Origin of the sequence: Bradyrhizobium sp. AUGA SZCCT0160, assembly GCF_018130105.1 — a bacterium.
In the GTDB taxonomy this organism is placed as follows: domain Bacteria; phylum Pseudomonadota; class Alphaproteobacteria; order Rhizobiales; family Xanthobacteraceae; genus Bradyrhizobium.
Genome location: NZ_JAFCMD010000011.1, coordinates 1 through 23,807 on the forward strand (window position 1 = coordinate 1; position 23,807 = coordinate 23,807).

23 protein-coding genes are annotated in these 23,807 nt (G+C 62.5%); 11 read left to right on the forward strand and 12 right to left on the reverse strand.

Translation table 11 applies throughout. The features are described 5' to 3' along the window. Positions 1-830 precede the first annotated feature (830 nt). Together JQ558_RS18560 and JQ558_RS18565 are read left to right on the forward strand one after the other, a co-directional pair. A complete protein-coding gene (locus JQ558_RS18560) occupies positions 831-1,364 on the forward strand; it encodes an isoprenylcysteine carboxylmethyltransferase family protein (RefSeq protein WP_212294490.1) in 534 nt (177 codons plus the stop codon). A gap of 171 nt (positions 1,365-1,535) precedes the next feature. Then, positions 1,536-1,736 (forward strand): hypothetical protein, encoded by a 201-nt coding sequence (locus JQ558_RS18565; RefSeq protein ID WP_212214082.1) that lies wholly within the window; start codon positions 1,536-1,538, stop codon positions 1,734-1,736. Positions 1,737-1,848: 112 nt separating this feature from the next. On the opposite strand, the gene aroC is transcribed toward JQ558_RS18565, so the two are convergent. Together aroC and JQ558_RS18575 are read right to left on the reverse strand one after the other, a co-directional pair. Then, a complete protein-coding gene (aroC, locus tag JQ558_RS18570; protein WP_212294491.1) occupies positions 1,849-2,934 on the reverse strand; it encodes a chorismate synthase in 1,086 nt (361 codons plus the stop codon). A gap of 217 nt (positions 2,935-3,151) precedes the next feature. Continuing rightward, complete coding sequence (locus JQ558_RS18575; protein ID WP_212276296.1) at positions 3,152-3,751, reverse strand: histidine phosphatase family protein; 600 nt, start codon at positions 3,749-3,751, stop codon at positions 3,152-3,154. Between the two features lie 253 nt (positions 3,752-4,004). On the opposite strand from JQ558_RS18575, the gene JQ558_RS18580 reads away from it, so the two are divergent. Further along, entirely contained in the window at positions 4,005-4,493 is a 489-nt protein-coding gene (locus tag JQ558_RS18580) for an RNA polymerase sigma factor (protein ID WP_209846728.1), read from the forward strand. Between the two features lie 82 nt (positions 4,494-4,575). After that, positions 4,576-5,352 carry an anti-sigma factor gene (locus JQ558_RS18585; protein WP_212214091.1) on the forward strand — a complete coding sequence of 259 codons (777 nt, stop codon included), beginning with the start codon at positions 4,576-4,578 and terminating at the stop codon, positions 5,350-5,352. Between the two features lie 372 nt (positions 5,353-5,724). On the opposite strand, the gene JQ558_RS18590 is transcribed toward JQ558_RS18585, so the two are convergent. Together JQ558_RS18590 and JQ558_RS18595 are read right to left on the reverse strand one after the other, a co-directional pair. Further along, positions 5,725-6,675 (reverse strand): DnaJ C-terminal domain-containing protein, encoded by a 951-nt coding sequence (locus tag JQ558_RS18590; protein WP_212294492.1) that lies wholly within the window; start codon positions 6,673-6,675, stop codon positions 5,725-5,727. Positions 6,676-6,823: 148 nt separating this feature from the next. After that, positions 6,824-7,222 carry an RT0821/Lpp0805 family surface protein gene (locus JQ558_RS18595; RefSeq protein ID WP_312014768.1) on the reverse strand — a complete coding sequence of 133 codons (399 nt, stop codon included), beginning with the start codon at positions 7,220-7,222 and terminating at the stop codon, positions 6,824-6,826. A 128-nt stretch (positions 7,223-7,350) separates the two neighbouring features. Between JQ558_RS18595 and pdxH the strand changes: the two genes are divergently transcribed. Both pdxH and JQ558_RS18605 read left to right on the forward strand, forming a co-directional pair. After that, positions 7,351-8,004: a pyridoxamine 5'-phosphate oxidase gene (pdxH, locus tag JQ558_RS18600; protein ID WP_212214096.1), complete on the forward strand. Its 654-nt coding sequence runs from the start codon at positions 7,351-7,353 to the stop codon at positions 8,002-8,004. A gap of 16 nt (positions 8,005-8,020) precedes the next feature. Next, positions 8,021-8,773: an SDR family NAD(P)-dependent oxidoreductase gene (locus JQ558_RS18605; protein WP_212214099.1), complete on the forward strand. Its 753-nt coding sequence runs from the start codon at positions 8,021-8,023 to the stop codon at positions 8,771-8,773. A gap of 127 nt (positions 8,774-8,900) precedes the next feature. Here the strand turns inward: JQ558_RS18605 and JQ558_RS18610 are convergent, their stop codons facing one another. Next, complete coding sequence (locus tag JQ558_RS18610) at positions 8,901-9,131, reverse strand: hypothetical protein (RefSeq protein WP_249142533.1); 231 nt, start codon at positions 9,129-9,131, stop codon at positions 8,901-8,903. Positions 9,132-9,379: 248 nt separating this feature from the next. Beyond that, a complete protein-coding gene (locus tag JQ558_RS18615; protein WP_212294493.1) occupies positions 9,380-10,357 on the reverse strand; it encodes a magnesium transporter CorA family protein in 978 nt (325 codons plus the stop codon). 400 nt (positions 10,358-10,757) lie between these two features. Between JQ558_RS18615 and JQ558_RS18620 the strand changes: the two genes are divergently transcribed. Continuing rightward, complete coding sequence (locus JQ558_RS18620) at positions 10,758-11,441, forward strand: L,D-transpeptidase (protein WP_212214104.1); 684 nt, start codon at positions 10,758-10,760, stop codon at positions 11,439-11,441. 282 nt (positions 11,442-11,723) lie between these two features. On the opposite strand, the gene JQ558_RS18625 is transcribed toward JQ558_RS18620, so the two are convergent. Beyond that, positions 11,724-12,851: an extensin family protein gene (locus JQ558_RS18625; RefSeq protein ID WP_409410539.1), complete on the reverse strand. Its 1,128-nt coding sequence runs from the start codon at positions 12,849-12,851 to the stop codon at positions 11,724-11,726. Positions 12,852-12,933: 82 nt separating this feature from the next. Between JQ558_RS18625 and JQ558_RS18630 the strand changes: the two genes are divergently transcribed. From JQ558_RS18630 to JQ558_RS18645, 4 genes are all read left to right on the forward strand, one after another. After that, on the forward strand, positions 12,934-14,562 hold the full coding sequence (locus JQ558_RS18630; protein ID WP_212294495.1) for a fatty-acid--CoA ligase: 1,629 nt from the start codon (positions 12,934-12,936) through the stop codon (positions 14,560-14,562). 340 nt (positions 14,563-14,902) lie between these two features. Further along, positions 14,903-15,802, forward strand: coding sequence for a LysR family transcriptional regulator (locus JQ558_RS18635; protein ID WP_249142534.1), 900 nt, complete (start codon positions 14,903-14,905; stop codon positions 15,800-15,802). Between the two features lie 148 nt (positions 15,803-15,950). Beyond that, on the forward strand, positions 15,951-16,796 hold the full coding sequence (locus JQ558_RS18640; protein WP_212294496.1) for a DUF1499 domain-containing protein: 846 nt from the start codon (positions 15,951-15,953) through the stop codon (positions 16,794-16,796). Between the two features lie 221 nt (positions 16,797-17,017). Next, entirely contained in the window at positions 17,018-17,899 is an 882-nt protein-coding gene (locus JQ558_RS18645) for a L,D-transpeptidase (RefSeq protein WP_212294497.1), read from the forward strand. 84 nt (positions 17,900-17,983) lie between these two features. Here JQ558_RS18645 and JQ558_RS18650 read toward each other — a convergent pair whose 3' ends face one another. The 5 genes from JQ558_RS18650 to JQ558_RS18670 form a co-directional block, all read right to left on the reverse strand. Then, the gene (locus tag JQ558_RS18650) at positions 17,984-19,099 is read right to left on the reverse strand and encodes a murein L,D-transpeptidase family protein (RefSeq protein WP_312015002.1); all 1,116 of its coding nucleotides are present in this window, start codon (positions 19,097-19,099) and stop codon (positions 17,984-17,986) included. 35 nt (positions 19,100-19,134) lie between these two features. Continuing rightward, the gene (locus JQ558_RS18655; RefSeq protein ID WP_212294498.1) at positions 19,135-20,061 is read right to left on the reverse strand and encodes an MBL fold metallo-hydrolase; all 927 of its coding nucleotides are present in this window, start codon (positions 20,059-20,061) and stop codon (positions 19,135-19,137) included. Positions 20,062-20,227: 166 nt separating this feature from the next. Next, positions 20,228-21,442, reverse strand: a complete 1,215-nt coding sequence (locus tag JQ558_RS18660) for an acyl-CoA dehydrogenase (protein ID WP_212214143.1) — start codon at positions 21,440-21,442, stop codon at positions 20,228-20,230. Positions 21,443-21,614: 172 nt separating this feature from the next. Continuing rightward, positions 21,615-22,691, reverse strand: coding sequence for a 3,4-dihydroxy-2-butanone-4-phosphate synthase (ribB, locus tag JQ558_RS18665; RefSeq protein WP_212214147.1), 1,077 nt, complete (start codon positions 22,689-22,691; stop codon positions 21,615-21,617). A 335-nt stretch (positions 22,692-23,026) separates the two neighbouring features. Next, complete coding sequence (locus JQ558_RS18670; protein ID WP_212294499.1) at positions 23,027-23,770, reverse strand: hypothetical protein; 744 nt, start codon at positions 23,768-23,770, stop codon at positions 23,027-23,029. Positions 23,771-23,807 lie beyond the last annotated feature (37 nt).

Consider the following 23,807-nt stretch of genomic DNA (forward strand, 5'->3'; position numbering starts at 1 on the left):
TCTCGCGTGCGATTGTGCTAAGAAAGCTGCACACGAGCATACAGGGCAGCGGAGAACATCCGACATTCCCTGCGCAATGGCTTTACGGCTTATGACGTGCTCTCCCCGGTGAGACGGCCTCTATTGCCACCGTCGCCCTCGGAAGCGTTGGCTCCCGAAAGACTTGACGCCGTTACGGGCGCCAGGACCACACGCTTTCACCGTACGCTTCAGCCGCGACCGTCAATCGCAACATCGGCGTCCACCGCGACCCGCCCCTCGTCGTGACGATGGCCAACGCCCTCTGAGTGGGACGGGATGGCGAGAATGTGCCGGTGATTTGGGTGGAAGGAAAGCGAAATAGTTTTGATTTTCGGAAATTTAGGACTTGACATGATTTCGATAAATCAGAAGTGATTTGCCCGTCGGGTTGATTTGTCGCACGCAGTCCTCAAGATTACGCTTGCATGCGAGGGGACGCAGCAACGTCGGTAGGGCGGATTGGAGCCCAACGGGTCCGCGCAAAGCGGACCTGTCGGGCGTAATCCGCCACCTTGGCTACATCGCAAACGGGGTCCGTGTTATCAAACGCTCTATGTCGAATGATCGTCACGCGATCGACCAGCGGAGATTCTAGCGAAGATGATCGCCTGACGATAACCTGGATAGCGGATTACGCCTTCCGCCTTCGCTCTGCGAGCTACGGCGGACAAGTCGGCTCAATCTGCCCTGCGAGCCGTGCCTCGTTGCCGTCGTGGCATTGGCTTTGGTCGTGCGCGGTTTCCGCTTTTGGGATAACTTGGCGAGCGTGTCGGCACCCGGATGACGACGGGAAACCAAGGGAGCTTGGAATGAGCTCGCAGCGAGTGTCGGGAACCGCCGTGCAACGAACCATTGCCGTGCTGGGCTCGGCGGTTTTCTTCGTGGTCGCCCCATGTACGCTGGCGGGGCTCGTTCCATGGTCGATCACGGGTTGGCAACTCCGGCCACCGTTCCTTGGTCTGGAGCTGACGCGCGGCATCGGCGCGATAATGATTCTCGCAGGCGTGCCTGGGCTCGTTGACGCATTTGCGCGTTTCGCGCTGCAGGGTCTCGGCACCCCCGCGCCCATCGCGCCAACCCGGAATCTCGTGGTGACCGGTCTCTACCGTTATGTGCGTAATCCAATATACGTCGCGGTCGTTGCCATCATCCTGGGTCAAGCGGTGCTGATGGGCGATTGGCGCCTCATCGTCTACGGCGCGCTGCTCTGGCTCGCCTTCCACGCCTTCGTCGTGGCCTACGAAGAACCCACGCTCGAGCAGACGTTTGGGAGAGAGTACGAGGCGTTCCGCGCCGCCGTCCCGCGCTGGATACCGCGGATGACCCCATGGCGGTCGAAATGATCGGTGGCCCGCGGTTGTGCGAGCCGCTGCTCGCGACCGGTCTCGGATGCTTCTCGGCCGCTTCACCGGCGCCGCTACCAGTCGCAAAAAATGCCTGAACTGTGTCCTCAATCACATGAACAAGACGAGATCGTCTCTATAAGCCATCGAGGTGTTTGGTGGGGATCCCAGATGGACGATGATTTTTATAAGGAGCGAGCACGACAAATACGTGAACTCGCCACTCAAGCCGATCCATTCATTAAGCAACGCCTATTACGCCTTGCGGGCAATTACGACGCAATGATCACGCGGACCAAGCCAGCTGCTTTGTTCAATGTCCCCGACATATCTGCTGATCAGTGCGCAGACAATAACGGCCGCAAAGACTAAGCCCGTCGACCGTAGGGCGGATTGGAGCGAAGCGTAATCCGCCGCCTTGGCTGATCCAAAAACGGCGGATTACGCTTCGCTCCAATCCGCCCTACAAGACTACAAGACCTGTTCAGCCGACCTGCCCGCGATGGCGCAGCAGGTGATCGGCCAGCACGCAGGCCATCATGGCTTCGCCGACCGGCACTGCGCGGATGCCGACGCAGGGATCGTGACGGCCCTTGGTCATGATGTCGGTATCGGCACCGGTGCGATCCACGGTCTGGCGCGGCGACAGGATCGACGACGTCGGCTTCACTGCAAAGCGCACCACCACCGGCTGGCCGGTGGAGATGCCGCCCAGCACGCCGCCGGCATGGTTTGACAGGAAGCGCGTGCCGTTATTGCCGGTGCGCATCTCGTCGGCGTTTTGCTCGCCCGACAATTCGGCGGCGCCGAAACCTGCCCCGATCTCGACGCCCTTCACCGCGTTGATGCTCATCATCGCCGCCGCCAGTTCGCCGTCGAGCTTGGCGTAGATCGGCGCGCCGAGGCCGGCCGGCACGCCTTCGGCGACGACTTCGATCACTGCACCGATCGAGGAGCCGCTCTTGCGGATGCCGTCGAGATATTGCTCGAAGAACGCGGCCTTGTCCTTGTCCGGACAGAAGAACGGATTGCGCGCGATCTCGTCCCAGTCCCACTTCTCGCGATCGATCTTGTGCGGGCCCATCTGCACCAGCGCGCCGCGCACTTTCACATCGGGCAGGATTTTGCGCGCGATGGCGCCGGCCGCGACCCTTGTGGCGGTCTCGCGCGCCGACGAGCGTCCGCCGCCGCGATAATCGCGCAGGCCGTATTTGGCCTCATAGGTGAAGTCGGCATGGCCGGGACGAAACTTGTCCTTGATCTCGGAATAGTCCTTTGAGCGCTGGTCGGTGTTTTCGATCAGAAGCGCGATCGGCGTTCCCGTCGTGACCTGAACGCCGGTCTCGGGATGGGCCATCACGCCGGACAGGATTTTGACCGCATCCGGTTCCTGGCGCTGGGTGGTGAAGCGCGACTGGCCGGGGCGGCGGCGATCGAGGTCCTGCTGGATGTCCTCGTTTGTCAGCGGGATCAGCGGCGGGCAACCGTCGACCACGCAGCCGATCGCGATCCCGTGGCTCTCGCCGAAGGTCGTGACCCGGAACATGTGGCCGAAGGTGTTGAAGGACATTTTGCGCCCGGTCTCGGAAAAACAGTCAATTCTGACTTGTCGTAACGCGCGTGGCCCAAGGGGTCAAATGCCCTCACGCTCGTCATGGCCGGGCATAGCCGTCTGAAGGACGGCGTCGCTTCCGCTCGCCTATCCCCGGCCATCCACGCCTTACTTGCTGCACATCCAAAGAAAGACGTGGATGCCCGGGACAAGCCCGGGCATGACGATGGCTGGATTAACTATACTTCCGCAGCGCCCCATCCCGGAACACGTAAACCGCCCCCTGCTCGATGGTCAGGTCGGCGGCGCTGAGCGGCGTCTCGATGCCGAGCGCCACCATCAGGGCCCGCGCCGTGCCGCCATGCGCCACCGCGACGGTGTCGGCCGCCACCGACGCGTACCAATCCTGCATCCTCGCCTGCACGTCGACATAGCTCTCGCCCCCCGGCGGCGACACCGTCCATTTCTCGGCCTGGCGTTTGGCATAGAGATCGGGGTCGCGCCGCTGCAACTCTGGCAGCGTCGCGCCTTCCCACTCGCCGTAGCCGATCTCGCGCAGGCGGTCGTCGAGCGCGTAGCCGTCGCGCGGCAGTTCCAGCGAGCCGCGCACCAGCTCCATCGTCGCGCGGGCGCGGATCAGCGGGCTTGCGACAAACGAAAGCGAATTCTTGTCATGGCCGTTGCGCAAAAGGAGATCGGCGAGGACATTGCCGGCATGGGCCGCCTGCCTGCGGCCGAGATCGTTCAGCGGAATGTCCTGCACGCCTTGCAGCCGCCCTTCGGCATTCCACGATGTCTCGCCATGGCGAATGTAATAGATGACAGGCGCAGGCATCGGACTGGCGGCTATTCCTCAGGCGACGAATGGGAGAGCGCGGCATGCGGCTTCCAGTCGCGCTTGGCATTACGGTTGGAGGTACACCAGCGCCCCAGCGTGGTACAGTCCAAATCCGCTTGAGGGTAATCCTTGGATTAACCCTGGGATTGACGCTGTCTTGCCTGAGCCTCAACAGGCGGAATAGACGCGTCGTTTAGGTGTTATGTTGGTTAAGGCGTTCGCGCCGTACCGACCTGAATATCTGGTGACAATGACCGCGTTTCGCCAAAGTGTCGAAGCCATGATTCCGGCGTTGCGCCGCTACGCGCGAGCGCTCGCGCGCGACGCCGACATCGCCGACGATCTGGTGCAGGACACGCTGGTGCGCGCGTTGCGTTCGGAACGGTTGTTTCTCGGCGGCGACGTCAGGAGCTGGCTCTATACGATCCTGACCAACCTCAACAAGAACCGGCGGCGATCGCTGGCGCGGCGGCCGCAGTTCATGCCGCTGCTCGACAACAACCCGGACGCCAGCGGGACCGAAGCGGAAGGCCGCGACATCGCCCGCGCGCTGTCGACGCTGGTGGAAGAGCAGCGCTCGGTGCTGCTGCTCGTGATGCTGGAAGGCTTGAGCTACCGCGAGGTCGCCGACATCCAGGGCGTACCGATCGGGACCGTGATGTCCCGGCTTGCCCGGGCGCGCGCGCACGTCAAAGCCTCGCTCGAGGGCGAGCGCACCGCGCTGAGACGGGTGAAGTGATGCAGGCGATGCAAAGAAGACGCGTGATGGCAGGCGATATGCATAGGCAGATTCCGATCCGGAATAGACAGAGACGACGACGATGACCAACCCCCATATTCCCGTCACCGAAGACGAGCTGCATGCTTACGTCGACAACGAGTTGCCGGCGGAGCGCCGCGGCGATGTCGAAGCGTGGCTCGCGACGCACCCCGACGATGCGGCGCGCGTGCGGTCGTGGCGCACGATGGCGGAAGCGCTGCATGTCCGCTACGACGGCATCGTCGATGAGGCGGTGCCGAGGCGGCTCGAGATCGAGCGGCTGGTGCGCCAGCCGCGCAAATGGTTCTACGCCGCGATTGCCGCAACGCTGGCGGCATTCATTGTCGGCGGCGGTGTCGGCTGGATGGCGCGCGGTGCGTCCGCGGCCGCCCCGTCGGCGATCCAGAATTTCACGCTTCATGCGCTCGAAGCGCACCGGCTCTATGTGGTCGAGGTGCGCCATCCCGTCGAAGTGCCGGGCAGCGAACGCGCGCATCTGCAGGCCTGGCTGACCAAGCGCTGCGGCTGGCTGGTGCGTGCGCCGGAACTGACCGGGGCAGGATTGAAGCTGGTCGGCGGACGGCTGTTGCCCGGCTCCGGCGGACCTGCATCCTTCATGATGTATGAGAGCACATCGGGCGAACGCTTCACGATCTACACGGCAAAGTCGGAAGCCGAGGCGACGCAGATGCGATTTTCGTCGGAGGGCAAGGAGAGCGCCTTGTTCTGGGCCGATCGCGGCGTGGCCTATGTGGTGGTGAGCAGCATCGGCGACCGTGGCCGACTGACGCAGATCGCCCAATCGGTGTATGACCAGATGGAAAAACCCGGGGGTTGAGCGCGCTCACCATCAAGGTTGCACAAGCCTGTTGTTCGATGCGTTTTCCTTGGCGTTTTCCTTGCGCGAGCCGCTGCTCACTCCGCGTCGGGTGCGCGGCACGGCGTCGTTCGAAAACGCCGTAGGTCAAGCCGTTTGTCCCAATTCTGACATCGAAAATCTGGAATCAAGACATCGGCACGTCTCATTATCGCACTGGGTGATCACGCGAAAATGAGCGGCGTTCGATCCGCCGATCGGCGCAAGCGGCCTCGATCGGGGTTTGGTACCGCGCTGGTCCCCCTTTCGAGGCCGCCCTTTTAAAGGGAAGCGCCTGAATTGGTTCGGGAAATGGCCTGCCGCACTCCGCTGTTTTATTAGCCGTGTTTTTGGTCAGCCGAAATCGCTGCGCGGGTTGTAAGGGTGGCCGTCGCGCCACTTTTGCATCAATGCTTCAAGTTCGGCATCGTTCCCGTCGGGAAGGATAATCCTTGTCGTGACGAACAGGTCGCCGGTCCCGCCTGCCTTCGGCAGCCCCTTGCCCTTGAGACGGAAGGTGCGACCGCTGGAGGTGTTCTTCGGGATCGGAAATTCGACCGCGCCGCCCAGCGTCGGCACCCGAATCTTGGCCCCGAGCACCGCCTCATAGAGCGTGATCGGCAGATCGAGCCGCAAGTCGCTGCCGTCGATCTTGAAGAAGGGATGCGGCGCAATGCTGACAGTGATCAGGAGGTCGCCCGGGGGATGGCCCTGCGCGGTCTCGCCCTGGCCCTTCAGCCGGATTTGCTGACCGGCGGCGACGCCTGCCGGAATTTTGACGTTGAGCTCCTTGCCGGTCGGCAAGCGGACGCGCTTCTCGGCACCCTGGACCGACTCCTCCAGCGACACCGTCATGGCGACGCTGAGATCGAGATCGAGGCCGATCCCGCCGGTATCGAATTCAAATGCGCGGCCACTGCCGGGACGTTGCCCGCGGGCCGCGCCGCCGAACATGCTGTTGAGGATGTCCTCGAAGCCGCCGCCGCCGGGGCCGCCGCCGCTGCGGAAAGTATGGCTTTCAAAGCCGCCGGCGGGGCCGGCACGGCCGCGCGGGCCGCCGCCGGGAAAACCCTGAAAGCGCGGCTTGCCCTCGGCGTCGATCTCACCGCGATCGAACTGCTTGCGCTTGTCCTCGTCGCCGATGATCTCGTTGGCCGAGTTGATCTCGGAAAACCGCGCCGCGGATTTCGGATCGTTGGTGTTGTTGTCGGGGTGATGCTTCTTGGCGAGCTTGCGGTAAGCACTCTTGATCGCCGCAGCGCTGGCGCCCCGCGGCACCCCCAAGACCTCATAGGGGTCGCGCATCCGTCACGTCTCCTTCACGGGAAATCGGTTCTAACCAAAGGGCTATTCGCCCGCTTTGCCTTCATCTGGGGAGCCAGTTGCATTTTTGCAACTGCCCATGCTGCTGAAAACTGGCCCCAAAACGGGCCCTCAAGATTCTTGGGGTAGTTTAGCTCCGTTTCCAGGGCCTGAGGGTACGAATTTCCCATCGACCCTGTTCACCCCGGCAGGCGGCACCCTGCAGCCAGCTTTCCGCACGATCCTTGACGTAGCTGGCCAGGAAATCCCGGCAGGTGCGGCCATCGTCCGAGGCATAGGCCTGGGACAGCGGCGTTACCGAACCCCGCGCGCCGGTTTCGGGGTTTTCCCAGGGCTGGCTGGAATCCTTGCCGCCTTTTGTCAGTACATCGGAAGCGGCCGTGCGGGCAAAGGCCAGATCGCTCTCGGTCGGCACCGGAGGGGCGGCCGGTGGTGTCACCGACCCCGTGACGTCTTTTTCTTCCAGCTTGGCGAGGACGTCGGAGCGGGACATGCTGCAACCGCCCGCGCCGAGGCCGATCAAAATCATCGTCATCACCGCACCCGCCGGCCGGATCGCCGATAGGCCAATGCGTCCCCATGTCCTATATAGGGCGAACCTATACTGGGGCTGTAGCGCGCTCTCTGACGCGAACGGACGCAACTGGAACTCCTGGCATGACCGACACAACCTCCATCAAACACCCGACACCGTTAACATCGGGTGATTTTACCGCCGCCGAGGAACCGTTTGCGTTGTTCGGTGCGTGGTTCGCCGAAGCCGTGAAGGCAGAGCCGAACGATCCCAACGCGATGGCGCTCGCAACCGTCGATGCCGACGGCCTTCCCGATGTGCGGATGGTGCTGATGAAAGGCTATGATGCGGATGGTTTCGTGTTCTACAGCCACATCGCCAGCCAGAAGGGCCGCGAACTCGCCGCAAATCCTAAAGCGGCTTTACTATTTCACTGGAAATCGCTGCGCCGTCAGGTGCGCATCCGCGGCAACGTGTCGCCTGTGACGCCGGAAGAAGCCGACGCCTATTTCGCCACCCGCCCGAAGCAGGCGCAGATCGGCGCCTGGGCCTCTAAGCAATCGCAGCCGCTGGAAAGCCGCTTTGCCTTCGAGCAGGCGATCGCGCTGGTCGCCGCCAAGCATGTCATCGGCGAGGTGCCGCGTCCGCCGGGCTGGAGCGGCTGGCGCATCGAGCCGGTCCGTTTCGAATTCTGGCACGACCGTCCGTTCCGCCTCCACGACCGCATCGAATTCCGCCGCGACGCGCCGGTCCAGGGGCAAGTTCAGCCTTGGACCAAAGTGCGGCTCTATCCCTGAAGCCTGAAAGTATTGCATGTCGACTTCCACCAATGCGCCGCGACGCACGCTGCTCCTGACCGGAGCCAGCCGCGGCATCGGCCATGCCACCGTGATCCGCTTTTCCTCCGCCGGCTGGCGCGTCATCACCTGCTCGCGGCATCCTTTCCCCGAAGACTGCCCGTGGGACGCCGGGCCTGAGGATCACATCCAGGTCGATCTTGCCGACCATGCCGATACCACGCGGGCGATTTCGGAAATCCGCCAACGGCTGGAAGGCGGCGCGCTGCATGCGCTGGTCAACAATGCCGCGATTTCGCCGAAGACCGCAGCGGGCACGCGGATGGGCACCATGGATACCGACATCGAGACCTGGAGCCATGTTTTCCGGGTGAACTTCTTCGCACCCATCATGATGGCGCGCGGGCTGATCGAGGAATTGAAGGCCACCAAGGGTTCGGTAGTGAACGTCACCTCGATTGCGGGCTCGCGCGTGCATCCGTTCGCGGGCGTGGCCTATGCGACGTCGAAGGCGGCACTTGCTTCACTCACACGTGAAATGGCCTCCGATTTCGGCCGCGTCGGCGTCCGCGTCAATTCGATCGCACCGGGCGAGATCGACACCTCGATCCTGTCGCCGGGCACCGAGAAGATCGTCGACCAGCAGATCCCGATGCACCGCCTCGGCACACCGGACGAGGTGGCCAAGATCATCTACGTGCTGTGCACTGAAACCAGCAGCTACGTGAACGGCGCCGAGATCCACATCAACGGCGGCCAGCACGTCTAGAGCGCGATCTGATTTGAATCAGAACCGAAGCTCTGGATTCTCTTTCTGACGCGTTTTCTTTGCGCGAACCGGCATGCTCCCCCGGATCAAGTCCGAGGGCATGCTTCGCGCGAAACGCTGGCGCGCTTCAATCCGCGTAAAACTTGCTTCGCGTTTTCCTTGGCGCGGTTCGCAGATCACGCGTCTCGACATTGAAGGCGCTCGAGCATTCGGCTTCGTTCTCGCCATCGGCAAGCGCCGCACCGCAATGCCGGCAGAGCCGCGCCGCGATCGCCTGCGCCTTGCCAACGATGCGGTCCTGTTGGTAGCGCGCAAAATCGATGACGTTGCGGGGTGACGTTATGAATTTTTCAACCATTGCTGTCCTCGCGGCTTGTGACAGCGTTATCGCAGAAAGCCGTCGCGCAAAGGTTCATCGCGACGCTCAAATTTTACTCGTACAAATGGGGCAGCTTCCTGTTTTTTTTGCTGGCGCATGAATGCCCCCGAGATCATGCGCGCGCCTTAACATCTCGGTTACTACGGCCACCTCGGTGACAACAGTCACCTCAGTGACGACAGTCACCTTGGTGACGACAGTCACCGCCGCGAACAATCAGGTTGCGACTACAGCCACTTCTTCCATCTGAAAAGAAAGTAAGGCAGCACGGCTGCCATGAGCATCATCACCAGCGCCATCGGATAGCCGTGCGCCCATTCAAGCTCCGGCATCGCCTTGAAATTCATGCCGTAGATCGAGGCGATCAGCGTCGGCGGCATCAGGACCACGGCCATCACCGAGAACAGCTTGATGATGTTGTTCTGTTCGAGATTGACGACGCCGAGCATGGCGTCGAGCACGAAGGTGATCTTGTTGGAGAGGTAGGACGCGTGATCGGTCAGCGAGGCGACGTCACGCTGCATGGTCTTGAGCTGCTCGCGCATGTCCTTGGACCATTTGACGCCTTCCATGACCGCCGAGAGGAAAGTGACGACGCGGCCGACCGAGACCAGGCTCTCGCGAACCTTCGAGGTCAAATCCCCCTTGCGCCCGATCGCGATCAGGATCTGCGAATATCGCTTGGCCTGGCCGTGACGCTCGCTTTCGGGTTCGAAGATGTCATGGGAAACCTGATCGACGTCGGCGCCGACCTTCTCCAGAATGTCGGCGCAACGGTCGATCACCGCGTCGACAAGTTCCATCAGCACCATTTCGCCGGTTATGCCCGGCATGCACGAGCGCGCCAGCTTGTTCTCCACCAGGGCAAACGGCTTCGGCATGTCGTAGCGCACGGTTACCAACCGGTGACCGGCCATGATGAAGGTGACGGCCGTCGTCCGCGGCATGTCGGTGTCGGAATGGCACATCAGCGTCGCGGTCATGTAGCGCGCGCCGTTCTCGATATAGAGCCGGCTGGAAATCTCGATCTCCTGCATGTCCTCCCGGGTCGGCACCGCGATCCCGGTCAGCCGCTCCACCGCGCGGTCTTCCTCGCCCGTCGGTTTCACCATGTCGATCCAGACTGCGCTTTCCGGCAACGTCGCCGGTTCAGCCACCTCGACTTTCTTCAGGGTGGATTCAGAGGGGACGTACACTGACAACATAACAAACTCCGGAACAGGGCAGCGGTCGTTGGTTCTGACGTGTCTTCTTCACGCGAAACCCGTACCCGCTCCGCACGAAAACGCCACAGGCACCGAGCGGACTAAACGCGATTCTGGCAAGCGCTTGATGACTGGCGTATTAACCCGCCATCCACATTTATGGCGGTGGGGTGGCGGTAGCGTGGCCACGATTCGGCAAGGACGCCAGCGTTGCCTATAAATCAACCGGAAATCGAAAAACTTGCGGCAAAAAAGCCACAGCCAGGCTCCCGCAGCGCCGAACAAGCGTCTAAGCACTGGAATAATTACCGGTTTTTGCCAATAATGGGATTATTGGAATCGTGGCGTTTGCGACGCAAATTGGCGCGTAACCGCGATATTGTTCGATTGGAAGTGCGCAATGACGTCGCTGAAGGCAAAGTTGGGAATTCTGGCTGCAGGCCTGATGTTGTCGGGCTGCATGCAGACCACGAGCTATCAGGCCGCGCCGGAGGCCACGCTCAAGCCGAATGACAAGGTCCAGCTGGCAAAGGCGCGTTACGCCAAGGTCGCCGTGGCCGAACCGTTCCGCCGCGCCATCGTCGACTATCACCGCCGCGAACTACCCGGCACGATCGTGGTCGATTCCGACAACCACTATCTTTACCTGGTGCAGGACGGCGGCAAGGCGATCCGTTACGGCATTACCGTCGGCGAAGAAGCGCTGGCCTTCTCCGGCATTGCCAAGGTCGGCAACATGGCGGAATGGCCGAAATGGACGCCGACCGCCGACATCCATAAGCGCATCGAAGGCCTGCCGGCGTCGGTGCCCGGCGGCGTCGACAATCCGCTCGGCGCCCGCGCGCTCTATCTTTACCAGGGCGGCCGCGACACCCTGTTCCGGATTCACGGCACCAACCAGCCGGAATATATCGGCGCATCGATTTCCTCGGGCTGCATTCGCATGACCAATGAGGACGTCATCGACCTCTACAGCAAGGTCAAGCAAGGCACGATCGTGGTGGTGCTGGACCCCAAGCAGGGCGACTCGCCGTACAATTCGAAGATGGCGCTCCAGGGCGGCAGCGGCAACGTGATGCAATAGCGGATCGATCGCACCATCCGCAACGAGATCAGAACGCCGGCTTTGCCGGCGTTTTTTATTTGGCCGCACAATATCGCGCTGAACACGTGCAATCGGCAGGATTGAAAACCAGGACGTGAGGAACGTGGCCAAAATATCGACCGGAACCCACGGGGGTGCGGTAATGCGGCCAGAAAGACACACTTATCGTTCAGCGAAGAGCCCAAAGGGCACGTAAACGCTGGAGTTACGCCAATGAATCGTCACGTATTGGGCGCGACTGGCGACGCCGCAAAAGGACGATCACGAGCGCCGGTTTTGCCGGCGCTTTTTTGTTGTGGGCTTGGGTTCGGGTTTGGACGTTGCCGCATCGGATTTCTCATCCGCCGGAGCGGCGCTGGATTTCCCCACAGCGGATTTGGCCGCGTCGGGTTTGGCCGCGTCGGGTTTGGCGGCAACCTCGCGCGGCGGCGCTTCTTCCGGCCGCTCGGCCGGCAGCAGCGGCGCGGTCTGCGGCAGCGGGTCCCACACGTCCCATTGGCAGATCCGGTAGTTATTCCGCCGTTCCATGAGGTCGAGATGGATGTGGTCCTCGTGGTACCAGTCCGACCCCGGACCCAGCACCGTCGAGAATCGCGCGCACGCCGTATGCAGCACGGCTTCGCGCACCTCGCGCGGCACGGAGCGATCGGTGAGCGAGATCGAGCGGCCATTGGACAGCTTGAGGGCGCGGACGTCGAGCGCATTGGCGCGGCCGTGTTCGGAGAGTCTTGCGCCGACGATGCGGTTACGGCCGCGGCATTCGAACGAGTCGAAATTGTCGAGATCACTGATCGTGCTGCCGAGACGCACCGCCAGCGGCGCGATGTCAGTCCGGATCCAGTCCGCCAATGCGGAGGCCATCGCGCAGCGCAGGATCGCCGCCGGCTTCACCGAGACCTGCCGCTTGTCCGGCAGCACGATCGCCTCGAGTCGCACCAGGTCCTCGCCCCCGCAGCCGCCGGCGCCACGGATATCGGGAATGCTGGGAGCAATGGCGATGGCCTCCGTCAGCGCCAGCCGGCAGGCCGAGGGCGGAGGTGGCTGGGGCGTGGCCTGTTCGGTGGGCTTGCCTTCCTTCGTGGTCTCCTTGGCAGCTTTGGCAGTTTCTTGGGCAGCTTCTTTGGCAAGCTCCTCAGCGGAGGGGGCATCGGCCGGGCGCGGCCGCGGGAGCGGCACCGCCGCCCGGTGGACCTTTGCCCGCGGCTTCGGCGGGTGGATCCCGAACAGGTCGCCCCAGGGCGTCGATCGGGAGGCTTTGGCCGCCAGGGCCGGTTCGCAGTACACGCCGGGCAGAAGCAGGCCCACCGCAACGGTAACCATTGCCGCCGCCGTGCGGCCAAAGGCGCCATAAGCCCATTTTCGGCTTGCTTTCTCCGCGCTACAGTTCATGTCAATTCCATGATCGCGCGCCAAAACACCAGCACTTTGGCGGATCATGCGCGAGGAAATAACCTTTGGGAGGGACGTGCGTATGCTCGGATTGATGCAAGACTGGCCTTTGCTTTGCCACCGGATTATCGAACACGCGGCGCAGTATCACGGTACGCAAGAGGTCGTCACGCGGTCGGTCGAAGGGCCCATTCATCGCACCAATTACGCCGAAATTCGCGATCGCGCGCTGAAAGTCTCGCAGCGGCTCGATCGCGACGGCATCAAGCTCGGCGACCGCGTCGCCACCATCGCATGGAACACCTGGCGCCACCTCGAAGCCTGGTACGGCATCATGGGCATCGGCGCGATCTGCCATACCGTCAACCCGCGGCTGTTCCCCGACCAGATCGCCTGGATCATCAACCATGCGCAAGACCGCGTGGTGATGACCGATCTCACCTTCATTCCGATCCTGGAAAAGATCGCGGGCAGCCTGCCCAGCGTCGAACGCTACATCGTGTTCACCGACAAGGCCCACATGCCGCAGACCACGCTGAAGAACGCGGTCGCCTATGAGGACTGGATCGCGGAAGCCGACGGCAAGCTCGAGTGGAAGACCTTCGACGAGAATACCGCAGCCGCGATGTGCTACACCTCGGGTACCACGGGCGATCCAAAAGGCGTGTTGTATTCGCACCGCTCCAACGTACTGCACGGGTTGATGGCCAACAATGTCGACGCGCTCGGCACCAGCGCCGCCGAGACAATGCTGCCGGTGGTGCCGTTGTTCCACGCCAACAGCTGGGGCATCGCGTTCTCCGCGCCCTCGATGGGCACCAAGCTCGTGATGCCGGGCGCCAAGCTCGACGGCGCTTCGGTCTACGAGCTTCTCGACACCGAGAAGGTCACGCACACCGCCGGCGTGCCGACGGTGTGGCTGATGCTGCTCAATCACATGGCCGCCGGAAACCTGAAGCTGCCCCACCTGAAGAGCGTGGTGTGCGGCGGCTCGGCGATGCCGCGCTCGATGATCAAGTCGTTCGTCGACATGGGCGTTCGCGTGCGCCACGCCTGGGGCATGACCGAGATGAGCCCGATCGGCACCGTGGCGGCGCTGAAGCCGCCGTTTGCCGAACTCTCCGGCGAGGAGCGGCTCGATATCCTGCAGACGCAGGGTTATCCGCCGTTCGGTGTGCAGATGAAGATCACCGACGATGCCGGCAAGGAATTGCCGTGGGACGGCAAGACCTTTGGCCGGCTCAAGGTCGCAGGACCTGCCGTCGCGAAGGCCTACTTCAAGGTCGACAGCGAGATTCTCGACGAACACGGCTATTTCGACACCGGCGACGTCGCGACCATCGACCAGCACGGCTATATGCGGATCACCGACCGCTCCAAGGACGTCATCAAGTCGGGCGGCGAATGGATTTCGTCGATCGATCTGGAAAACCTCGCGGTCGGCCATCCGGCGGTCGCGGAAGCCGCCGTGATCGGCATCCATCATCCTAAATGGGACGAGCGTCCGCTCTTGATCGTGCAGCTCAAGGCCGGCCAGCAAGCGACGCGCGAGGACATCCTGAAATACATGGATGGCAAGATCGCGAAATGGTGGATGCCCGACGACGTCGCCTTCGTCGAGGGCATTCCGCACACCGCGACCGGCAAGATCCTGAAAACCGCGCTACGCGACCAGTTCAAGAGCTACAGTTTTCCGAACGCGGCGGCTTAACCCCGGAGGGGCGCGTTCGACCGGATGCGCCCCGACCGGCCCGAGGACCCACCCAAGACACGCCAGATCGCCGACCACATTGCGCGCAGGCTGCGGGCTGTGTCCTGCACGGCGGCAAGGACGGCTGCGTCCCGCTCGCGGTGAGCGATCCTGCCGTAAGCGGCGATATCGGGGCTGCCGTCCGGATGGCGCAGCGCGCCTTCAACACCCCTTACGTGACCGTGCAGCTTCTTTTCCCAAGACATAGTGGACGCTCCTTCATTGTTCTGCGACCACCTTTTATTACGTTTCTAACGTGATATAATTGGCGAGTATTCATATTCACTCGTGAAATAAATTCATGAATATCAACGCGGCCTCGGCCGAAATGAACGGGTTCGTGCGGGTGGTCGAACGCGGCAGCTTTGCCGCCGCGGCAGACGACCTCGGCGTGACCGCCTCTGCTTTGTCCAAGCTGGTCACCCGCATCGAAGACCGGCTGGGGGTGCGCCTGTTGACCAGGACCACGCGCAGGCTCGCTTTGACCGCCGAGGGCGATCTGTTCCTGGCCCGGAGCCGGGACATCCTCGCTTCGATCGAAGCCGCTGAAGCCGAGGTAACGGCGGCAAGCCGGCTGCCACGCGGCCATTTGCGGATCAGCGTCGGAACAGCCCTCGCCAAACAGATACTCGGGCCCGCCCTTCCAGATTTCCTCGCCAAATATCCAGACATCAGCGTCGAGCTTCATGTTTCGGACCACCAGGTCGACCTGGTTGCCGAACAGGTCGACGTCGCCATCCGCTCCGGCGCACTCGGCGACTCAACCCTCGTGGCACGCAAGCTCGGTGACGCGACACGGGTCATTTGCGCCAGTCCGCTCTATTTGAAGCAACACGGATCGCCGCGCGTGCCGGCCGATCTGCTGCAGCATAATTGCCTGACGCTACCCGGGCCGGCGTGGTCGCAATGGCCCTTCCACACCCATGAAGGCATCAATCGCCTCGCCGTGTCAGGCACCTTTACCAGCGACAATGCCGACCTGCTGCTCGATATGGCGGTAGCCGGGCTCGGCATCGCCCGACTGGCGGATTTCATGGTCGCGCGGGCAATCCAGCAAGGCACCCTCGTTCCGCTGCTCGGGGATAGCCACATCCCCGAGACGTTTGCGATCCATGCGCTGACTGTCCCGGGCCGCCACCGCGCTCCGCGCATCAAGGCCTTTATCGACTTTGTGGTGGCGCAGTTCAGCCATCCGGCATGAGGCGCCATGACGCTCCTTGCACCACCATTTGGACTGATTTTCCGTCGCAAGCTGCTTTCCACAGGCGCGGAAAATGCGCTAGTTCAAGGCGCCGGGTCTCCAGCATTGCGACCGGAACGGCAACTGAATTCATGATGGAAGTCTAGGGATGGCCCGCAGGTTTTCCGCTCCCTACCAGACGGAGCCCGTGTCCAGCCTCGCCACGTGGGCGCGCAACCTCGCGATATTCTCCCTGGTTGCGGTGGTGGTGTCGATCATGATCGTCCGCTTCGGCTTCCTTGAAATGAAGCCGGCGCTGGCGACGTTCTTCGGCGCCCTGGCCCTGGCCGGCCTCTCCATCCTGGTCGGCCTCGCCGCGTTTGCCGCGATCTGGCAAAACGGTTCGCGCGGCATGGGCCGCATCCTGCTGGCGCTGTTGCTCGACGCCGTCATCCTCGCCTACCCTGCCTATCTCGCCCTGCAATACCGCAACCTGCCGCGGATCTACGACATCACCACCGATTCGATCGATCCGCCACGCTTCCAGGCGCTGGCGCCGCTGCGCGCCGGCGATGGCACCAATCCCGCCGTCTATGCCGGGCTCTATTCAGCCGAGCAGCAGGCGATCGCCTACCCTGATGTCGAGACCGTCGAACTCGAAGTCCCGCCGCAGCGCGCCTATGAGATCACGCTCGCGCTCGTCAACAAGCGCAAATGGCGCGTCGTCGACGAGCGCCCGCCGCAGGCGCGCCGCGAAGGACGCATCGAGGCGATCGCGCAAACGATGATCATGGGATTTCGCGAAGACGTCTCGATCCGAATCAAGGCCGATGGCGAGGATTCCCGCGTCGATATCCGCTCCGCATCGCGCTATTTCGACAGCGATCTCGGCAGCAACGCCTCACGCATCACCAAGCTGATCGCGGACATCAACACCGTGGCCGACACCAAGCCGGCCGCCAAGAAACCGGCGGCGCCCGCGAAGGCACCGGCCAAGACGGTGAAGAAGCAGTAGCGCGCTGGCTGCGGCTCAATCCTCCTTTGCGAACTTGGCGCTTCCTGGGCCCATAGACGCGATTGACCCAGCGGAGCGTGTCTGCTCCGCCCAGTTTTTATGTTGCCGAATGAGAGTTCGGCGTTAACCACCGCTAACGGTTCCAGTGCGAGCGCAATCGCTTCGAAGTTTCTTAAATTTTGCTGGGTACTTCTTCTGGGCATGGTGACCTGGGGAAAGATATGAGCAAGCGGGCCAAACGTGGAAAGGCAAAGGCGACGCTCGCACTACCAATGGTCGCGAGAGTTGCAGTTGGCGCCGTGGCGCTCGCCGCATTGGGGTACAGTTTGCTGTGGCGCCCGACGAGCGTGCAACCGACCCGAAAGCCGTCCGCGCACCAGGCTCTGGCGTCGTCAACTCCGGTTTACGTGGCAACTCCAGTTCATGCATCAGCGACAGTTCCGGCTCTGGCTCCAGCTCCAGCTCCGATTTTGCCTCCCGCGCCTCCGGTCGAACCGCCAAAAGCCGCTGACGCTCCCGGAGCATTTGTTCGGCAGGTGATTGACTACGCCAGCCACCAAACGCCGGGCACCGTGATCATCGATACCAAAAACACATTCCTTTATTTCGTTCTGAACGACAGGCAAGCAATGCGCTACGGCATCGGCGTTGGCCGCGAAGGTTTCACCTGGTCCGGTGAACAGACGGTGGCCCGCAAGACAGAATGGCCGGATTGGCGTCCGCCTGCAGATATGCTGGTGCGTCAGCCTTATCTGCCGCGGTTCATGGCAGGCGGCCCCGGCAACCCGCTCGGCGCCCGGGCGATGTATCTGGGCGAGACCGAATATAGAATTCACGGCACCAACAAGCCCGATACGATCGGGAAGCAGGTTTCGTCCGGCTGTATCCGGCTGACCAATGAGGACATCGTGGACCTTTATGAGCGGGTGAAAGTCGGAGCGAAAGTGATCGTGCTTCCTGTAACCGCTGCCCGTCGACCATCCCAGGGAGCGCCGCCCGGCGCCGCTTTCCGATTGCCGGACCCGGCATTGCCGTCGAACCGGCCCCCGACAAACAACGCGCAGATGCCGTCATCTGGACCGAAGATCGCCGAGGTCCAGTAACTCAGTCCTCCGTCCTTCGTCTGCAACATTCGGGTCGCCGCTTTTAAGTCAGCGTCTGGCCCATGGCGGACGTTGGACAAGAGTTCAGCACCGGCCCGATGGGAAGCTGGCACGAGCCGGATCGCACACAATCGGCTTGGAGAACGAGACGCCAAACCATTTGCTCGTCAACGAGCCATCGTTGTCGATCCAGGGGATCGGTGGCAATTGCGGCAGGTAAGATGCATACGGCATCACTTTCGCAAGCGTCACTCTGCCCGGAAACCGCGCCAGAAAAGCCTTGTTCATTCCGCCGTCCAAACCGCTGTAGATCGGGGCGACCGGCAAATTGTCTTCAACCAATCGGGAGTATTCGAGCTCGTCGATGCGATTTTTTTCCCGCGCCCGCCGCGCGATTTCCGGATTGACGACAAAGGAGGGGCATTTTTCGGATGCATTGAACACAAGAGGATGCGGCGAATTTGGGGGAGGTTGCGCATCGAATACATAGCGGCGATTGCACACATCCACCTTGGGTTCGAGTTGCGTCGTCTCGAAATGATCGTTGCCGATCTTGAGCATTTTCCAGAAGGCCAGGTTCGGATTATTTCGATGCCGTGCCAGATTCGCCGGCGTCAAGCGGAACGGATAGGCCTGGACCTGAAACGACGGCCGCCCGCTGAGGAATGAGTCGCGTGCCAGCGAATAAATCTCGCTGATCTGTTCGTCGGTCATGGCATAGCAACCGCTCGACCAGCAGTCGCCGTGGATCATGAGGAAGCTGCCGTCGCGGTTGTTGGCCTTGTCGAATCTGTTGGGGTAGCCAAGGTTGATCGAAAGATAGAAGCTGGAGTTGGGATTCATCAACTCAGGTGTAACTGTATAGAATCCCTCTGGAGCCTGACGGTCGCCCTCGTGCAGCTTCGGTCCAAGATCGCCCGACCACCGGCAGATCGGATAGGTCTTGAGGATCTGGAAACGGCCAGTGGTGTCCTGTTTCCAGACTTCGAGCTCCGCCTCTTCCTTGAAAAGGCGCACCACGATAGGTGAATATTTGGGCATCTTCTTCTGTTGGAGCAGCGAGAGCAGTTCAGGAGGAAGTTCCTTTGTTGCCTTGGTCGGTAACCGATTGTTGCCCTCGCCAAGGCACGTGACCGGCGTCAGCCCTGCGACAAATGCCGCGATCAGTACAAGCGCACGTCGGACCATGGCGCGGATCACTGCTGTACCTCGAACGTGACGAAAGATGGTTCGTTCTAGGAAGCCATCCGATAGGTCCCGCCGATCACGGGATCGCCGTCGGTCGCCACGATGCCGCGTGACACGAGGTCTTCCAGATGCGCCAGCACGGAATAGCCGGCGGCACCGGTCAGCCGCGGATCGAGGCCGATATAGATCGCGCGCACCATGTTCGGGATGTCGGTCTCGCCCTTGGCAAGACGATGCAGGATCGAGGCTTCGCGGGCGCGGCGGTGCCGGGTCAGGAAACGCACAAAGCGCGGGCCTTCCGGAATTTCCGGCCCATGGCCTGAGAAATACAGATCCTCCGGGCGCTTCTCCAGCCGCGCCAGCGAATCCATGTAGTCGATCATCGAGCCATCAGGCGGGGCCACGATGGAGGTCGACCAGCCCATCACGTGGTCGCCGACGAAACTGATCTTCCGCTCGGGCCAGGCGAACGCCAGATGGTTAGCGGTGTGGCCGGGGGTTGCCACCGCTTCCAGCGCCCAGCCGGAGCCCTCGATGGTGTCGCCGTTCTTGACCTCGATGTCCGGCCGGAAATTGCGATCGGCCCCCGATTCCGGATTGTGCTTCTCGCTCTCGAAGCGCGGCCGCGAGGCGCGGTGCGGCCCCTCGGCGTAGACGGGCGCGCCGGTCGCGGCCTTGATCCGCGCGGTGTTCGGCGAATGGTCGTTGTGGGTATGGGTGACCAGGATATGCGTCACGGTTTCGCCGCGGACGGCGTCCAGCAGCGCTTTCGCATGCGCCTCATTGTTCGGGCCGGGATCGATGATCGCAACCTTGCCCTTGCCCACGATGTAGCTGACCGTGCCGGTGAAGGTGAAGGGGCTCGGATTGTCGCAGAGCACCCGCCGTACGCCAGGGCGGGCTTCGTCGACGACGCCCGGTTTGAACGGGAAGTCGCGGTTGAACGGGATGGTTTCGTCTTCGGTTTCGGCCATGCAGGAATGCTCGCAGCGTGGGGTTCTTGCTCCGTCATGCCCGGGCTTGTCCCGGGCATCCACGTCTTTCTTCTCGCGGCGTCCAAGACGTGGATGGCCGGGACATCTAGCGCGAAGACGCGCTTCGCGCTTCTGCCCGGCCATGACGATTGGATAGAGTTTGCCTTTACGAAAACGCCTGGATGCCCGTGATCGCGCGGCCCAAAATCAGGGCGTGGACGTCGTGGGCGCCTTCATAGGTGTTGACGGTTTCCAGGTTCGAGGAGTGGCGCATCACGTGATATTCGATCTGGATGCCGTTGCCGCCGTGCATGTCGCGGGCGACGCGGGCGATGTCGAGTGCCTTGCCGCAATTGTTGCGCTTGACGATCGAGATCATCTCCGGCGCGACCTTGCCCTCGTCCATCAGGCGGCCGACGCGCAATGAGGCCTGCAGGCCCAGCGAGATCTCGGTCTGCATGTCGGCGAGCTTCTTCTGCACCAGTTGGGTTGCGGCCAGCGGCCGGCCAAACTGCTTGCGCTCGAGCGTGTATTGGCGCGCGCGCGCCATGCAATCCTCGGCGGCGCCCATCACGCCCCAGGAGATGCCGTAGCGGGCGCGGTTGAGGCAGCCGAACGGTCCCTTCAGGCCGGACACGTTGGGCAACAGCGCGCTCTCGGGCACCACCACGCCGTCCATCACGATCTCGCCGGTGATCGAGGCGCGCAGCGAAAGCTTGCCGCCGATCTTCGGCGCCGACAGGCCCTTCATGCCTTTTTCCAGGATGAAGCCGCGGATCTGATTGTCATGCGCGGCGGACTTGGCCCAGACCACGAACACGTCGGCGATCGGCGCGTTGGAAATCCACATCTTGCTGCCGGTCAGCTTGTAGCCGTCGGAGACCTTCTCGGCGCGGGTCTTCATGCCGCCGGGATCGGAGCCGGCATCCGGCTCGGTCAGCCCGAAGCAGCCGACCCATTCGCCGGTCGCAAGCTTGGGCAGATATTTCTTGCGCTGGCTGTCGTCGCCATAGGCGTAGATCGGATGCATCACCAGCGAGGACTGCACGGAGTTCATCGAACGATAGCCGGAATCGACGCGCTCGATCTCGCGCGCCACCAGGCCATAGGCGACATAGCTTGCACTGGCGCAGCCATATTCTTCCGGCAGCGTGATGCCGATCAGGCCGAGTTCGCCCATCTCGTTGAAGATCTCGCGATCGGTCTTTTCCTCGAGATAGGCCTTGGTGACACGCGGCAGCAGCTTGTCCTGCGCATAGGCACGCGCGGTGTCGCGGATCATGCGTTCGTCTTCGGTAAGCTGCTCATCGAGCAGGAACGGATCGTCCCACTGGAAACCCGCCGATGTCGGTTTGTCCTTGGACTGAGGGCGCACGCTCATAAAAATCCCTTTCGCATCACTGTCCTGATTGGAATTGGCGGCCAAATTAGTGCGCTATCGTCCGAAGCGCAATTGAATTGGGCCTCGCCGTCATTCCGGGGCGAATCGAAGATGCGAACCCGGAATCTCGAGATTTTGGGCTCGATGCTTGGCATCGCCCCGGAATGACGAGCTACCCTTCGAGCCGTTCGTTGGAGACGATCTCGATCCCGAAACCGGACAGTCCCTTGTAGTCGTGTACCGACGACGTCAGGTGCCGGATCGACGTGATACCGAGGTCGCGCAATATTTGCGCGCCGACGCCGACTTCACGCCATTGTCGGTTGCGATCGGCCTCGGCGGATTTCTGTTCGCCGACCGGCTCGACCGGAACGCCGGCGGCGCCGTCGCGCAAATACACCAGCACGCCGCGGCCGGCCTGCTTGAAATGGTTCAGCACGATCTGCATGCGCGCCTGGCCGGTGAACAGGTCCTTGACGATGTTGGGCTTGTGCAGCCGCGTCAGCACGTTCTTGCCGTCGCCGATGCCGTTATAGACGAAGGCGGCATGCGCAATCTCATCGAACGGCGAACGGTAGGCGTAGCCCTGCAGCGGCCCGATCGGGCTATCCGTCGTAAACGTTGCGACCCGCTCGATCAGCTTCTCGCGCGCCTGGCGGTAGGCGATCATGTCAGCGATCGTGACGTGCTTGAGCTTGTGGGTGGCGGCGAATTTTGCCACCTGCATGCCCTTCATCACGGTGCCGTCGTCGTTCATCAACTCGGAAATGACGCCGACCGGCGGCAGGCCGGAGAGCTTGCAAAGATCGACCGCGGCCTCGGTATGACCGGAACGCAGCAGCACGCCGCCGTCGCGGGCGATCAGCGGAAAGATATGACCGGGCCGGGCAAAATCACTGGCGCCGGCATTCGGGTTGGCCAGCGCCCGGCAGCAGGAGGCGCGCTCGTCAGCCGAAATACCTGTGCCGCCATCGGGCTTGTAGTCGATCGAGACGGTGAAGGCGGTGGTGTGGTTGGAATCATTATGCGCGACCATCGGATCGAGCCGGAACCGGCGCGCGTCTTCCTGCGTGATCGGCGCGCAGACGATGCCCGAGGTATGGCGGATGATGAACGCCATTTTCTCGGCGGTGCAGAGCGAGGCGGCGACGATCAGATCGCCCTCACCCTCCCGGTCGTCATCATCGGTGACGACGACGAGTTCGCCCTTGGCAAAGGCTTGCAGAACTTCCTGGATCGTATCGGCCATTTTCTCAAATTCTCGCTTTGGACAGGGAGTGCATTAGCCGGACTCATGGGCCCGCGCCAGCATCAATACGCGGGGCAGAACGTCGCCGAAGCGTTTCGCTGTACGAAATCGGCAGGCACTCGGGGAAGAGACATATGCATTTTCGGTTGAATTTCCAGCTGACGGCATGGGCGGGGTTCGCCCTGATGGCAGGGGCCGCAGGCCAGTCCCACCGCTTCCGCCACCATCGGCACGGGGGCCGTCATCCACGCCCAGCCGGACGGCTACACGATCGGGCTCGGCACGACCTCAGCGCTGGCGCACCAGCGCAGGAAAGCAGCCTGTAGCGCGAGAACTCACCGCCCGCGCTGCTCGCGCCATTTGGAGAAGCCTGCAGCAAGGATGATGCAGACCGCCCATGCCAGCAAGGGCACGGCTGCCATCCGCGCAATGGCCCGGTATTGCTCTGCGAGGACACCCGCAACCGAAGGGGCGCGGGTCACGATGAGCGGCTCATCCAGGGTCTTGAGGCCGAATTTTATGGCCGCATCGCGCGCGATGATCTGCGCACCGGATACGGCCACGCCGACGAACCGGACATATTCGCCGCCGGATTCGTTCCAGAATTGCGGATGCGAGGCGAGAATGCGTCCGGAATCCCTGATTTCGCCCGCGACCCAGACCTCGACGGGAAGCTCCGGTCTCCAGCCCTCGCCGACCAGCGGCGCAAGACGGCGGGTGCCATAACTCTTGCTGCCACGACCGCCGCTCAAGCGCGCCTCGCTTGCGAACTCGCCTGCAACGCGCCAGCGCGGCGTGGTGTAGCCGGCAACGCCGACACCTTCAGGAATATCGTCGACCAGACGCAGATTGACGGTGCGGCCCCACAAGGGGGCATCCACGACAAAGACCGGCGACACGCCCGTCAACGTCATGATCGCGACCGCAGGCATGAACAGGCCGGGCCGAGATCGCGTGACGCCGAAGGCCAGCGGCAGACCGAGCAGGAACACGCCGATGATCCACGGCACGACCGGCGTGTACGCAACGACCAGCGTGCCGAGCGTCAGCTGGAACAGGATCGCGGCCGTTCCCGCCATCAGGCAACCGAACAGCGTGGACGACGGGGACGCCAGG

Excerpts from the sequence above, each read along its gene's own strand:
- JQ558_RS18560 (WP_212294490.1), top strand. The coding sequence starts at position 831 with ATGAGCTCGCAGCGAGTGTCGGGAACCGCCGTGCAACGAACCATTGCC.
- JQ558_RS18655 (WP_212294498.1), bottom strand. The coding sequence starts at position 20,061 with ATGGCCGAAACCGAAGACGAAACCATCCCGTTCAACCGCGACTTCCCG.
- JQ558_RS18605 (WP_212214099.1), top strand. The coding sequence starts at position 8,021 with ATGTCGACTTCCACCAATGCGCCGCGACGCACGCTGCTCCTGACCGGA.
- JQ558_RS18610 (WP_249142533.1), bottom strand. The coding sequence starts at position 9,131 with ATGGTTGAAAAATTCATAACGTCACCCCGCAACGTCATCGATTTTGCG.
- JQ558_RS18625 (WP_409410539.1), bottom strand. The coding sequence starts at position 12,851 with ATGAACTGTAGCGCGGAGAAAGCAAGCCGAAAATGGGCTTATGGCGCC.
- JQ558_RS18565 (WP_212214082.1), top strand. The coding sequence starts at position 1,536 with ATGGACGATGATTTTTATAAGGAGCGAGCACGACAAATACGTGAACTC.
- JQ558_RS18630 (WP_212294495.1), top strand. The coding sequence starts at position 12,934 with ATGCTCGGATTGATGCAAGACTGGCCTTTGCTTTGCCACCGGATTATC.
- JQ558_RS18620 (WP_212214104.1), top strand. The coding sequence starts at position 10,758 with ATGACGTCGCTGAAGGCAAAGTTGGGAATTCTGGCTGCAGGCCTGATG.
- aroC (WP_212294491.1), bottom strand. The coding sequence starts at position 2,934 with ATGTCCTTCAACACCTTCGGCCACATGTTCCGGGTCACGACCTTCGGC.
- ribB (WP_212214147.1), bottom strand. The coding sequence starts at position 22,691 with ATGGCCGATACGATCCAGGAAGTTCTGCAAGCCTTTGCCAAGGGCGAA.
- pdxH (WP_212214096.1), top strand. The coding sequence starts at position 7,351 with ATGACCGACACAACCTCCATCAAACACCCGACACCGTTAACATCGGGT.
- JQ558_RS18640 (WP_212294496.1), top strand. The coding sequence starts at position 15,951 with ATGGCCCGCAGGTTTTCCGCTCCCTACCAGACGGAGCCCGTGTCCAGC.
- JQ558_RS18660 (WP_212214143.1), bottom strand. The coding sequence starts at position 21,442 with ATGAGCGTGCGCCCTCAGTCCAAGGACAAACCGACATCGGCGGGTTTC.
- JQ558_RS18590 (WP_212294492.1), bottom strand. The coding sequence starts at position 6,675 with ATGCGCGACCCCTATGAGGTCTTGGGGGTGCCGCGGGGCGCCAGCGCT.
- JQ558_RS18615 (WP_212294493.1), bottom strand. The coding sequence starts at position 10,357 with ATGTTGTCAGTGTACGTCCCCTCTGAATCCACCCTGAAGAAAGTCGAG.
- JQ558_RS18580 (WP_209846728.1), top strand. The coding sequence starts at position 4,005 with ATGACCGCGTTTCGCCAAAGTGTCGAAGCCATGATTCCGGCGTTGCGC.
- JQ558_RS18670 (WP_212294499.1), bottom strand. The coding sequence starts at position 23,770 with ATGGCGGGAACGGCCGCGATCCTGTTCCAGCTGACGCTCGGCACGCTG.
- JQ558_RS18585 (WP_212214091.1), top strand. The coding sequence starts at position 4,576 with ATGACCAACCCCCATATTCCCGTCACCGAAGACGAGCTGCATGCTTAC.
- JQ558_RS18575 (WP_212276296.1), bottom strand. The coding sequence starts at position 3,751 with ATGCCTGCGCCTGTCATCTATTACATTCGCCATGGCGAGACATCGTGG.
- JQ558_RS18595 (WP_312014768.1), bottom strand. The coding sequence starts at position 7,222 with ATGATTTTGATCGGCCTCGGCGCGGGCGGTTGCAGCATGTCCCGCTCC.
- JQ558_RS18635 (WP_249142534.1), top strand. The coding sequence starts at position 14,903 with ATGAATATCAACGCGGCCTCGGCCGAAATGAACGGGTTCGTGCGGGTG.
- JQ558_RS18645 (WP_212294497.1), top strand. The coding sequence starts at position 17,018 with ATGAGCAAGCGGGCCAAACGTGGAAAGGCAAAGGCGACGCTCGCACTA.